Origin of the sequence: Bacillus sp. AFS041924 (genome assembly GCF_002577195.1) — a bacterium.
GTDB lineage: Bacteria > Bacillota > Bacilli > Bacillales > Bacillaceae_G > Gottfriedia.
Genome location: NZ_NULG01000032.1, coordinates 45,382 through 58,261, shown reverse-complemented (window position 1 = coordinate 58,261; position 12,880 = coordinate 45,382). Strand labels below are relative to the sequence as shown.

Below are 12,880 nucleotides of genomic sequence, written 5' to 3'. Positions count from 1 at the left end.
TAATATTAACAGAGCCTTAATTTTATAAATCACAAATGCACTCCAATTAAATATAATTTATAATAAATAATAAGTTTTGATGATTTCTTTAGGAGGTGATCTATTATGACAAAGACTGTTAGTTTGTCAGATAAATCAGCGTCCCATGCAAAGCCTAGATTTAGAGAGGCGATACTTTGCATGGGTAGGTTTTAACGAATCGCCCAAGTAAGCAATTCTGATTCAATGGCTTTGCACCTTATTTTACTAATAAGAATAAGGGGCTAATCAAAGATGGCATATATAAAAGCAACTGCTATTTTACCTGAAAAGTTATTATCGGAAATACAAAAATATGTTCAGGGAGAAACACTCTATATTCCAAAATCTGAAAAAGTCACAAAAAAATGGGGCTCACGTTCAGGTGCAAGAAAACTAATTGATGATCGAAATAAAGCAATCAAAGAAGCATTTAAAGACGGTCAACCTATTGAACAATTAGCAAAGGAATACTTTCTCTCGATGGAAACGATAAAAAAAATTGTATATACTAGATAAATAAAACGACACTGATTAACTAAAATCAGTGTTTTTTTATGGCAACTTTACTTCTTAACTAAACTCAACATATATAAAACCATTTTTTTGACGTAAGCTAGAGATGTTAAGTATTATTCGAACTTTCCTGTCAAATTAGGAGTGATATAAATGAAACCTTTTATTAGAACGGAACAATATAACTTTATTAAGCACCAGCTTCATGTCTTAACGAATGGTCATGCTACAGTAAACGATAAAACTGTTTTAAATGCTTTGCATTCACTAGTAAACGATAAAATATTAGGCTTATTTCCTGACATCATAGAAGAACAACAGCTGCTCTTCAATCAAATCAGTACAATTAAAAATTCAGAACAAGCAGACTTTTTTCTGAGCCAACTAAAACCATATATAATTCCATTTAAAGAAGTCTCAGAGCAAACCATCAAAAAGCTATTTCCTAAAGCTAAAAAACTAAAGCTTCCATTATTAAAAAATATTGATTTATTTGAGACAACATATATAGGTTGGGATGATTTAGGATCTAATTCGAAGTTAATTGTCACTTATTTAAATGAAAAATTAGTTGGTCTACAAGGTACTTTTAATCCTATAAATAAAAAAGGGAATTGTACTTTATGTAATAAATTTGGTGAATTAGGGTTATTTATGACAAAAACAAAAGGAAAAATTGAAGGTACTTTTACACAAAGAGGAAATTATATTTGTAAGAATAGTCAAGAATGCAATCAAAATATCATGTCGTTGGATAAACTACATGATTTTATTACACTCATTAAGTAGAGTAGAAAGATGTCTTTTTACTCAATAAAAATCGCTTGGAAATTTAGCTTCTCCAAGCGATTTTTTTATATTTACTCTGCATTAACATCCGTAGCTTTCTTTTTTGAAAGAAACCAACCGCCTAATGCAATTAAAATCATTCCTGACCAGAAGATTGTATTCCAGATTGGTCCTTCCACGAAATGATGTGAAATAATGTGTAGTGAAGGATGTGCTAGCGTGTGCATTAATAGTTTAACCCCTACCCAACCAACTAATAGCATAGCTGCTGTTTCTAAACTTGGACGTGTTGTCAGCAACTTAACAAAGATACCTGCCGCAAATCGAATGACGATTAAACCAGCTATTGCACCAATAATGATGACAATAAATTTTGCGCCATCCATGCCACCTATATTACCCATTTTAGTATTAGGTAGATCAATTACTAACGCTACTGCTGCTAAAATAGAATCAATCGCAAATGCAATGTCTGCTAATGATATTTGAGCAACCGTCATACCAAAGCTTTTTCCTTTTTTCCCTTTATCATCACCGTGCTTTTTAAATAAATGCTTTAATGCAATGAAAATTAAATAAGCAGCACCAATCGCTTGTACCTGCCACACGTTAAATAGAAATGAAATAATAAATATGGCACCGATTCGAAATATAAACGCTAAAAGTAAACCAATATTTATTGCTTTCTTTTGCTGTTCCTCTGGTAGATGCTTTGCCATTACAGCTAGAACTAGTGCATTATCAGCGGATAATAACCCCTCTAATAAAATTAGAATAACTAATACCCATCCATACTCTAATAATAAGGATAGCTCCATGTTTTCCCCCTAATATTAATTTACTTATAACCTCTTCTTAATTATATTCTCATTTACACAACTTCCTTATCCATGTTTTTGAATATTCTAGTACAATTATCGTTTTTTTATGACACCAATTTAATAGTTGACTCAGTCAACTATATTGATTATATTATTAGTAGTCTAAAATTTCAGAATATTAAAGGTGATAGTATATGAATTATGTTGAAAAAATACGCAAATTTAACAGACATTATGCAAATGTATTAGGAAAAATTGATCAAGAAATCTATAATCATCCTTTTCCATTAACCGAAGCTAGAATCATGACAGAAATCAATGAAAATAATGGATGTACAGCCACCTATATTATCGAAAAGCTCGGTATTGATCGTGGTTATTTAAGTCGAATTATTCAACGATTCGATGAAGAAAGCATAATCGTAAAAGTCCAATCACCTGAAGATAAACGTCAATATTCACTTCATTTAACGAATAAAGGAAAGGAAATTTACAATAAATTGGTTAATGACGCGAACATCGGTGTAGAAAAAATGATTAAAAACCTCTCTAACACTGAAGTACAAGTGTTAGTAAAGTCAATGCAGTCAATTGAATCAATTTTCTCATTAAATCAGACACCTAATGTTGACGTTTCAATCCGACCATTTATCCCTGGCGATGTAGGGTATGTCGCATATATTCATGGAAAGATTTATAGTACAACATACCAATTTGGTCGCATATTTGAATTCTATGTAATGAAAGGTTTAAGCGAATTTTTAATGAATCCTGAAGGTGGAGAACTTTGGGTCGCAGAAGTAAACGGAGAAATCGTTGGATCAATTGCTATTACGAAGGCAAATGAATCAGTGGCACAGTTACGATGGTTTGTGTTAGATGAAAAATATCAGGGATTAGGAATCGGTAAAAAACTAATTGAAACGGCACTTAACTTCTGCAGAGAAAACCATTACAATTATGTATTTTTATGGACTGTAAGCACATTAGAGACCGCACGCTATCTTTATAAAAAATATAATTTTACTTTGACTGAAGAGAAGCCTAATTTTGAATGGACTGGATCAAAGTTGATTGAGGAAAGATGGGATTTAGTTCTTACAAAGAATGAATAGTACGATCAAAAAAATGAATGGATCACCAATAAAAATATACAAGTGAATTATATGAAGTCCACTAAAGACGTATAAAATGGATAAACAAGTTGATGGGACAAAAATTATATATAATGGGGAGTAAACCTCCCAAAAAAGAGCATCGAAATCGATGCTCTTTTTTTAAACATAACCTAAATAACTCTTAGTAATATAAGGATAAACGATTTTACTATTTAAACTATATTTCTGAAATAAATTGGGAGTGCAGTTCGATATGCCTCATATTCTTTTTCCCCGCGTAATGGAGAAAAGGAAGATGACAAGTTTCTACCTAAAAATCCTTCTAAATCCATTTCAAAATCATTGCTAAAAATCTTTATATCATATTTACCCTCTTTATAAAATCGATCATAAACATCTGGAGTATCCTCTATTCCTCCACTAAAACCTTTAAACTTAGGACAGGTCTCTTTGCAAATCTCATGTAATTCACTGATTAATGGGCTTAATAAATCTTTACTATTCCAAACTAGAGATACTTTCGAATTCTCTTTTAAGATACGCTTGCACTCTAATCGAAAACGTTCCTTATCAAACCAGTGAAATGCTTGTGCTACTGTTATTAAATCAACACTATTATTTTTTAATGAAGTATTTTCAGCTGTTTCTTTAATTGATTTATATTGATCATATACCTTCAGTGTCATCTTTGCGACCCCGCGCATATCATCATTCGGTTCAATTGCGATAACATTTAACTTTTTCTCTAGTAAAAGTTTAGTTAATAGGCCCGTACCTGAGCCGATATCACAAATAGTACTCCCCTCACTTACATAATTTAGAGAGTAAATAATTGATATATTCATTCGGATAACTTGGTCGATACTTTGAGTATAAATCTGCTTTACCAGTAAAATTTTCAATCAATACAAAACACCTTCTTATAAAAAATGTTTTTTGTGTTAAATTTGATGAGCATGCAGCTTAGCAAAAATTCCATCTTCCTGTGATAGTAATTCCTTGTGAGTACCATCTTCAGCAATACCTTCTTCAGTGATTACTAATATTCGATCTGCTTTTTTAATTGTGCCTAATCGATGAGCGATTACTAGTGTAGTTCGATCTTTTGATAAATCATTTAATGCTTCTTGAATAATTGCTTCTGTTTGGGTATCTAATGCCGAAGTTGCCTCATCTAAGATTAGGATTGGTGGATTTTTCAAAAACATTCTAGCAATTGCTAATCGTTGTTTTTGTCCTCCTGAAAGCTTTAATCCTCTTTCACCAATTTGAGTTTCATACCCGTCTGGCAATGAGGCAATTAAATCGGTTAAGTGAGCTTTTCTTGCTGCTTCCTCAATTTCTTCCCCGGTAGCATTTAACTTTCCATAAGCAATATTTTCTTTTAAAGTACCAGTAAATAAAAAGACATCTTGCTGAACAATTCCTATATTTTTTCGTAATGATTCTTTCGTCATATTTCGAATATCGATTCCATCAATTGTGATAGCACCATTTAAAACATCATAAAATCTTGGAATTAATGAACAAATTGTTGTTTTTCCAGCACCTGAAGGTCCTACAAAGGCGATTGTATGACCGGCCTCAATTGAGAAGGATAGATCCTTTAAAATTGGACGTTTGTTTTCATAACCAAAAGTAACATTTTTAAATTTAATATCCCCTCTTAAATTAACTACTTCAATTGCATCTGGTGTATTTACAATGTCTGGCTCATTATCAATTAACTCCGTAAAACGTTTAAAGCCCGCCATACCTTTTGGATATAGTTCAAGTAAAGCACTAATCTTATCAATTGGTTTAAATAAAACGTTTAAATATAAAATAAACGCTACTAATTCTCCATACGATAAAATTTTCGTAAAACTTAACCAAGCTCCAAAAACTAAAATAATAAGAGTCATTAATCGAGTAGATACATAGATTCCTAGTAAATTCACACTCATTACTTTATAAGCTTTTAGCTTCGTTTTGCGGAAGTATTGGTTATTTTTATTAAATCGTTTCATTTCGTATTGTTCATTTGTAAATGATTGAACTACTCTTACGCCTGAAACACTATCTTCAACTTGCGAGTTTACATTCGCAATATTCCCATACATTTTACTCCATGATTTATTCATTTTCATGTTTGAGTATGAAATTAACCAAACTAAAAATGGCACGATAATAATGGCCACTAATGCCAGTTTGACGTTAATCGTTAACATGATCCAAAAAGCACCAATGAAAGTCATAATCGCAATAAATAAATCCTCTGGACCATGGTGCGCTAATTCACCGATATCCATTAAATCATTTGTGATACGGCTCATGATATGGCCAGTTTTCGTATTGTCAAAGAATCGAAAAGATTGACGTTGGACATGATTAAATAACTCACGACGCATGTCTGTCTCAATATTAATACCAAGCTTATGTCCCCAGTAATTGACAACAAATTGCATACCAGAGCTTACTAAATAAAGTAGTAAAAGTCCGATACTTACTGAGATGATTTTACTCCAATTCCCTTCTGGAAGTAGCTGGTCAATAAACCAAGACACTGCTAAAGGAAATCCAAGCTCCATAACCCCTACTAATAGTGCACAGAAAAAGTCTATATAAAATAGCTTTTTGTGCGGGCGATAATAACTAAAAAAACGTTTAATCATAAAAATACAGCACCTCAATTCTATTGAATATCCTAGTTCGTTAGATGTTAATACCTTACCATATGTCCTATAAGTGTGCTATCATTTCAGAATTTTCTAAACATATAAGATCTATTAAACTTAATTTTAAAATTAACTATCTAAATCATTAAACAAGTATAAAAGACAAATTGTCTCATATTTTAGTTAAGTATGTACTTGTTCATTTACCTCTTCGATCGAATCGATTGTCGAATTCTGCTTTTAAATATTTTGTAAATTCTAAATAAAATGTATTTTGTTTTTATGATTAGTATGTTACGATTCCAATTGTGCATTACTGGATATATTTACCATAAAGGGGGATTCGTTTAATGTCTTGGTTTACAAAATGGGCCTTTAATAATAAAGCCGCCATTACCTTTTTATCCGTTCTCATTTTATTAATTGGAGTACTGAGCTATCAGAAGCTTCCAATGGAATTTCTACCGGCTGCAGACAACCCAATCGTCTCAGTCATTGTTATGGGCCAAGGTACTGATTCAAAAACAATGGAGGATCAGGTAACGACTCCTATAGAAAATGCTGTTTCTGGTGTAAAAGGTAAAAGTCATATTTATTCAAGTACAAGTAATGGTTTTTCAAAAATTGATGTTTATTATGAATCTGGAACAAATATGAAAGACGCTAAGCAAGAAGTTCAAGAATCTTTAAGTACGATCACATTACCTCAAAATGTTAGTAAACCTACAATTGTTCAATTAAACACTTCAATGATCCCTATCGCAGACGTCGCAATCACTTTCGAGGACGGTTTAACTCCGAATAATATTGAATTTGCAAACAAACAAGTAATTCCATATTTTAAAGATATTAAAGGTGTAGCAGATGTTCAAACTTACGGTACAGAAAAGTCCTTTGTCTCTGTAAAAGTTGATAATGTAAAGCTTGCACAAAATAAAGTATCACTAGAAACGATCATGAGTATCATCCGTGGCCAAAACTCTGCCGTTCCAGTTGGCGAAGGAATCATAAATGATAAAACTAGTAATATAAAAGTTGTTGGGAAATTAGATAATATAGATAAAGTAAAAAATCTTATGGTCTCAGAAAATGTTAAATTAGCTGATATCGCAACAGTTGAAGTAAAAAAACCATCAAACAATATAACGAGAATCAACGGAAAAGATGGATTATTATTAATCGTAACGAAGGATAGCAATTCAAATGCCGTTAGTATTACAAAGGATGTCAGAGAAGCTACTAAACAGTTAAATAAAAAATATAAAAATATGAATTCAGACGTCATGGTCGCAACTTCCGATATGGTTAAGACTTCTGTACATGCAATGATTAAAGAAGTTTTACTTGGCGCATTGTTTGCTACGATTGTCATCATGTTATTCTTAAGAAATGTACGCTCGACACTAATTACAATTGTTTCGATTCCTTTATCGTTATGTTTAACATTATTTTTACTTGCCCAATCTGGCATTACACTAAATGTTTTAACACTTGGTGGGGTAGCTGTAGCAGTTGGACGTTTAGTTGATGATAGTATCGTAGTCATTGAGAATATCTTTCGAAAAACTCAGTCCGAAAAGTTTTCAGTTCAAATGATTATTGATGCAACCAAAGAAGTCGGTAGTGCAATTACCGCCTCTACTTTAACAACTGTTGCAGTATTTTTGCCAATTGGAATTATTAGCACCGGGCTTAAGGATTTCATGCTTCCATTTGCCTTAACAATAACTTACTCTTTATTGGCTTCGTTATTTGTAGCATTGACTGTTGTTCCTTTATTAAGTGCATTCTTCCTTAAAAAGGCTAAATTAAAAGCACATAATCCATCAGTTCGTTACAAAAAAGTACTTACTTGGTCATTAAATCATAAATGGGTCATTGTACTCGCTTCATTTTTATTATTCGTCGGCTCAATTGGTACTTACTTCGCAATGCCAAAAGGCGCGACAGATAATTCATCTTCAGACTTTGTACAAACAACTTTAACCTATCCAAGTGATACTCCAATTGAAAAAGTAAAAGAAAATACGCTTAAACTGGAAAATTATATTCTAGAACAAAAAGGTATAAAAGGCGTCTACACTCAACTAGGTAGTACAGCCGATGCCGTAAAATATGGAGATGTACGTTCTTCTACTCAAGCAATCTTTTTAATTACGCTTGATGATAAAAAGCTTACAGATCAGGTCGTTAAACAAATCAATACTCAAAAATCTAACTATGCCGATGCAGAATTAACAACCATGGCATCTAGCTTATTTGGTGGATCAAAAACTCAAATCACAATCGATATCGTCGGCAATAATTTAAATGACTTAGAAACTACCGCTAGTGATATGAAAGATAAGATAAAAGATATTGATGGGATTAAGAAAGTAACAACAAATGAGGAAGATAAAAAGACTGTATATTCTTTAGAGGTTGACCCTTCAAAAGGCAACGCTGAACAGTTATCCCAGCAATTATTTGTTATGCTGAATCGAACTCCACTTGGAACAGTGACAATTGATCAACAACCAACCGATGTTTATCTTGAACCAATCCTAGCACCTAAGACCCCTGAGGATATTAAGTCTGTACCAATTATGACGAAATCAGGAATGATTCCAGTATCTTCAATTGCCACATTAAAAGTAGATGAAAAGCCTACTACTTTATATCATAAAGATGGCGACACGTATTTAAGCATCTCAGCCGAAGTAAAACCTGATAAACTTTCAAAAATTAATGCAGATTTAAATAAAGTTATTTTTGGAGATAAAAAATCAAAAGGCATGAAAATTGCCGATGGTGTAAATGTATACATCGGTGGTGCTCTCGCACAACAAACACAAGATTTCTCAGATTTATATATGATCATGCTTGTTTCAATTGGGTTAGTATTCCTGATTATGATTATTACATTTAAAACATTCCGTGCACCAATCGCTATCCTATGTTCTTTACCTTTAGCTGCAATTGGAGCTGTGTTAGGATTAATCATCAGTCGCATATCAGTTGAACCGACTGCACTATTAGGGGCACTGATGCTAATTGGAATTGTTGTGACAAACGCAATCGTATTACTAGACCGAGTAAAACAAAAAGAGAAACAAATGATACTTCGTGAAGCAATAATTGATGCTGCAGTCACTCGAATTCGACCTATTCTAATGACTGCCGTTGCCACGATTTGCGCAATGCTACCACTATTATTCAAAAAAGCTGAAACCGGTAGCCTTGTATCCCAAAGTCTTGCAGTTGTAGTAATTGGCGGGCTAGCCGTTTCAACATTATTAACATTAATCGTAATCCCAGTTATTTATGAATTACTTTATTTTAGAAAATCAAAAAAACAGCGTATTCAAAAGGATACTGGTAAGCCAGTTAGTTTATAAATAAAAAATGGGATGTCTCAGAATTTTTGAGTCATCCCATTTTTTATTGGTTGGAGCACTTTGTGAACTTGGCTTAATTAGTTGTGAATTTTTGAACCGTTAACGCCAGTACTATGTGTCTTCTTCATTTGTTGTAGGCTGATTTGCAAATATTTATTTGCTAAATGTGAGTCGCCCTGTTGTTGATAATACTCAGCAATTCGTTCGCTGTATTCATATACTTTCATCCAGTTATCATATTTCTCCATAAGAGGTATACCTTCTTCCATCAAGTAATGGATTAGTGCCTCCTCATCTTTTTTTGCTTCAAAATATAGTACTTGTAACTTGATATATTCTATTTTTGTTGTATCTTCGAATAACGCTAACTCATGTTCTAAAATTTCCACTACTTCTTCACTTTTTTGTAGTTTTAGTAAGTGAATTGCTATGTTACTTAGTGTAAGATAGTATCCTTCAGTATACTTCTCAATTAACTCTAGCGATTTATAATAGCTTTCTAGCGCTTTTTCAGACTTGTTTTGAGTACCATACAAAAAACCCAAATTATGCCATGCCATTTCGATAAGTGCGGTATTATTAATTAATTCTGCATCGTCTAATATTTCTTTTAAGATATCCTCTGCTCTTTCGTATTCACCCATTTCAGTTAAATGGATTGATAAAATTGTTTTCACATCTAACGTTCTAATGATATTATTCCTTTGTTTAAAAACTTCTAGAGCCTTATTACCAAAATAGATCGCTAATGTAGATTGTCCTAATCTACAATGCATTAAAGATTTTAAATAGTAATATTCTGTCACTTCATCACGGTACTTCTTCCTCAAATCCTTTACTCCATCTAGTAAATCTAAAGATTTAAGAAAGTTACTTCTTTTATGATTAAAAATTGCATTTATTACATTCCAAACAAATAATTCAAATTCAGAAAACATCCTTGTATTTTGTTCTATTTTTTCAATCACTTGCTCTGCTAAATCGACTTTGTTTAAAAACAAAATGTATCTTAGCATATATAGTTCGTATAGATAGAGCAACTCTGTATATTGGACAAACTCTTTATATTGGGAAAGTTCCGTATACAGTGTTTCTGCTTTTTTATGATGCAATCGTTCAATCGCATCATAGAATATTTGTAATTTTATTTGAATATCATTTACTTTATTTTTTTCATCTTCAACTGAAATACCTAACTTTAAACATAGTAAGTTTAAAGTCGCAATATTAACCTCTTTTGAGTTATTCTCAATTTTACTTAAATGCGAAATTGAACAAATTCCATCACATAATTGCTCTTGTGTCATCTGTTGTTTTTTTCGATGGTAATTAATAATTTTCCCAATTTTCATAGTATTTTCCTTATTACTATTTTAATGTTATTACCATTAATTATAATGTAAAAATACTCTTATTTCATCTTACATTTTTTTCAGAAATGAAAAGCTCTAATTATATTTTATGTCGATATAACGAAGAAAAGCATAGAGTACCATCAAATGATGATCCCTATGCTAATCATTTAAACTATTAACTGAACTCTATAATAAAACAATTTCCTTTGGAAGTTTAACAGCTGATAAAATTAACGTCTCTTTTACTCGATCCTTCGCGTAGGATGAGTTATTAATTATCGCGTGATCAAGATAACCTGGATGACACATGACTTCGACTGATTGACCATCCTGAACTCGAGTTAAAATCTTATCAAAATAGTCGTCAGTCACACCTGCTCCATAGAAATCATGCAGAAAAACATCTGTAAAAGGAGCGATCCCGTGTAAAGCATCTTCAGAAATTCGTCTAGCACTTAACTTATATTTTTGTGCTAAATTCTGTACGACTGGTAAAAACTCAGGAACTGTATGAACATGATGATGGCTATCAAAATGTGTTGGTTTTAGTCCTGATTCTAAGAATTTTTCTATTTGTGCAGTCCATTCTCTTTCTAATTCATTTAGTGAGATATTTTTATCCTCAAAAAATTCATGCCTACTTTTAAAGTGACCATTTTCATTAACGAGAGTTGGAACATCCTTTAAAAGTGGCTTACCACAAGTTAGAACAAGATGGATGCCAACTTGAAGGCTTGGATTTTCTTTTGCTAACTCAACAGCGTGACTAACACCAGGCATATTCATCATCATCGTAGCTGAGTTAACAACTCCATTTTTATGAGCATCAATTATTCCATAATTAATTCCCCTTGAATAACCAAAATCATCTGCATTAACGATTAATTTTATCATTTAATCTTCACCTCTTTAAAAAATTGAGGTAAGTATTTCTTGTGTGCTTCTAGCATTTCATCAACAATTTGCTTAGCAACTTTATCAGATGCAACTAACGGATTAATCGTTAATGCTAAAATTGCCAAGTCATAATCACCTTTTACCGCTGCCTCACAAGCTACTCTCTCGAATGATTTAATTTGTTGAACAAGACCTCTTACAGAAATAGGTAGATCTCCCATTACGATTGGTTTTGGTCCATCCTTCGTAATGACACAACTGACCTCTACTGCTGAGTCGTTAGGTATACTAGCAATAGAACCATTATTCATCGTATTAACCGGTTGAATATCACCTTTATCATTAAAAATAGAAGAAATTAAACGCACGGCCGCATCACTGTAATATGCTCCCCCACGTTTTTCAAGTTGCGGTGGTTTAATTGATAGATTAGGATCTTTATATAGTTCAAAAAGATCATCCTCTAATTTTTTAACAACCTCTGCACGAGTACCTACAGTTTCAGCATTTTTAATATCTTTCTCAACCATTTCACGAGTTTTATAGTAATAGTTATGATATGGACAAGGTAGAGCGTTTAATGCTCGAAGGAACTCTGGCTCCCAGCCATATCCTTGAATATTTTTAACAAAACTAGAGTTTTCTGGATTTGTTAATAATTCTATCACTTGATCTTTTACACTTTCACCATCAACAAAGACATCTAATCCATAAACCATATGATTTAATCCAGCAAAATCAATTCGTACACGTGAATGCTCGACATTTAATAGTTTAGCAATCCCCATTTCCATTCCGATTGGAACATTGCATAAGCCAACTACTTTTCGATGGTCGGTGTAACGAAGCACCGCTTCAGTAACCATACCAGCAGGATTTGTAAAATTAACTAACCACGCGTTCGGACAAAGCTCCTGCATATCCTTTACAATACTTAAAATGACTGGAATTGTCCGTAAACCTTTGAATAAACCACCTGGGCCGTTTGTTTCTTGACCAAGTACTCCATATTTTAAAGGTATTCTTTCATCCTTTGCCCTTGCATCTAACAAACCAACACGAAACTGTGTTGTAACAAAATCGGCATCCTTAAGCGCCTCACGTCGATCAAGTGTCAAGTGAACTTCTACAGGAAGACCTGCCTTTTGAAACATACGTTTAGCTAATTGACCAACAATCTCTAATTTTTCTTTTCCTTCTTCAACATCTACAAGCCATAGTTCACGTAATGGAAGCTCATCGTACCGTTTAATAAACCCTTCTACTAACTCTGGAGTATAACTTGACCCTCCACCAATTGTCGCAATTTTAATAGATTTACTCATCCTATGT

The 12,880-nt window shown here is 32.7% G+C and carries 9 protein-coding genes and 1 pseudogene; 4 read left to right on the top strand and 6 right to left on the bottom strand.

Annotated features, from left to right (window positions below; genetic code table 11):
- Positions 1-273: 273 nt before the first annotated feature.
- Complete coding sequence (locus tag COC46_RS11380; RefSeq protein ID WP_098809831.1) at positions 274-537, top strand: CD3324 family protein; 264 nt, start codon at positions 274-276, stop codon at positions 535-537.
- Positions 538-687: 150 nt separating this feature from the next.
- Positions 688-1,323, top strand: a complete 636-nt coding sequence (locus COC46_RS11375) for a FusB/FusC family EF-G-binding protein (protein ID WP_098809830.1) — start codon at positions 688-690, stop codon at positions 1,321-1,323.
- Positions 1,324-1,394: 71 nt separating this feature from the next.
- On the opposite strand, the gene COC46_RS11370 is transcribed toward COC46_RS11375, so the two are convergent.
- A complete protein-coding gene (locus COC46_RS11370) occupies positions 1,395-2,141 on the bottom strand; it encodes a TerC family protein (RefSeq protein WP_098809829.1) in 747 nt (248 codons plus the stop codon).
- Positions 2,142-2,338: 197 nt separating this feature from the next.
- On the opposite strand from COC46_RS11370, the gene COC46_RS11365 reads away from it, so the two are divergent.
- A complete protein-coding gene (locus COC46_RS11365) occupies positions 2,339-3,259 on the top strand; it encodes a bifunctional helix-turn-helix transcriptional regulator/GNAT family N-acetyltransferase (protein ID WP_098809828.1) in 921 nt (306 codons plus the stop codon).
- A 162-nt stretch (positions 3,260-3,421) separates the two neighbouring features.
- Here the strand turns inward: COC46_RS11365 and COC46_RS11360 are convergent.
- Positions 3,422-4,168 (bottom strand): annotated as a pseudogene (locus tag COC46_RS11360) (class I SAM-dependent methyltransferase).
- A gap of 35 nt (positions 4,169-4,203) precedes the next feature.
- A complete protein-coding gene (locus tag COC46_RS11355; RefSeq protein ID WP_098809827.1) occupies positions 4,204-5,916 on the bottom strand; it encodes an ABC transporter ATP-binding protein in 1,713 nt (570 codons plus the stop codon).
- A gap of 353 nt (positions 5,917-6,269) precedes the next feature.
- On the opposite strand from COC46_RS11355, the gene COC46_RS11350 reads away from it, so the two are divergent.
- Positions 6,270-9,296: an efflux RND transporter permease subunit gene (locus COC46_RS11350; RefSeq protein ID WP_098809826.1), complete on the top strand. Its 3,027-nt coding sequence runs from the start codon at positions 6,270-6,272 to the stop codon at positions 9,294-9,296.
- 77 nt (positions 9,297-9,373) lie between these two features.
- Here COC46_RS11350 and COC46_RS11345 read toward each other — a convergent pair whose 3' ends face one another.
- The 3 genes from COC46_RS11345 to COC46_RS11335 form a co-directional block, all read right to left on the bottom strand.
- Positions 9,374-10,648, bottom strand: a complete 1,275-nt coding sequence (locus COC46_RS11345; protein ID WP_098809825.1) for a helix-turn-helix transcriptional regulator — start codon at positions 10,646-10,648, stop codon at positions 9,374-9,376.
- Between the two features lie 189 nt (positions 10,649-10,837).
- Positions 10,838-11,545 carry a chitin disaccharide deacetylase gene (gene chbG / locus COC46_RS11340; protein WP_098809824.1) on the bottom strand — a complete coding sequence of 236 codons (708 nt, stop codon included), beginning with the start codon at positions 11,543-11,545 and terminating at the stop codon, positions 10,838-10,840.
- On the bottom strand, positions 11,542-12,873 hold the full coding sequence (locus COC46_RS11335; RefSeq protein WP_098809823.1) for a 6-phospho-beta-glucosidase: 1,332 nt from the start codon (positions 12,871-12,873) through the stop codon (positions 11,542-11,544). Before COC46_RS11335 ends, chbG begins: the two co-directional genes overlap by 4 nt.
- Between the last annotated feature and the right edge of the window lie 7 nt (positions 12,874-12,880).

Bases quoted from the DNA above. Each gene is read 5' to 3' on its own strand.
- COC46_RS11380 (WP_098809831.1), top strand. From the start codon at position 274: ATGGCATATATAAAAGCAACTGCTATTTTACCTGAAAAGTTATTATCG.
- COC46_RS11375 (WP_098809830.1), top strand. From the start codon at position 688: ATGAAACCTTTTATTAGAACGGAACAATATAACTTTATTAAGCACCAG.
- COC46_RS11370 (WP_098809829.1), bottom strand. From the start codon at position 2,141: ATGGAGCTATCCTTATTATTAGAGTATGGATGGGTATTAGTTATTCTA.
- COC46_RS11365 (WP_098809828.1), top strand. From the start codon at position 2,339: ATGAATTATGTTGAAAAAATACGCAAATTTAACAGACATTATGCAAAT.
- COC46_RS11355 (WP_098809827.1), bottom strand. From the start codon at position 5,916: ATGATTAAACGTTTTTTTAGTTATTATCGCCCGCACAAAAAGCTATTT.
- COC46_RS11350 (WP_098809826.1), top strand. From the start codon at position 6,270: ATGTCTTGGTTTACAAAATGGGCCTTTAATAATAAAGCCGCCATTACC.
- COC46_RS11345 (WP_098809825.1), bottom strand. From the start codon at position 10,648: ATGAAAATTGGGAAAATTATTAATTACCATCGAAAAAAACAACAGATG.
- chbG (WP_098809824.1), bottom strand. From the start codon at position 11,545: ATGATAAAATTAATCGTTAATGCAGATGATTTTGGTTATTCAAGGGGA.
- COC46_RS11335 (WP_098809823.1), bottom strand. From the start codon at position 12,873: ATGAGTAAATCTATTAAAATTGCGACAATTGGTGGAGGGTCAAGTTAT.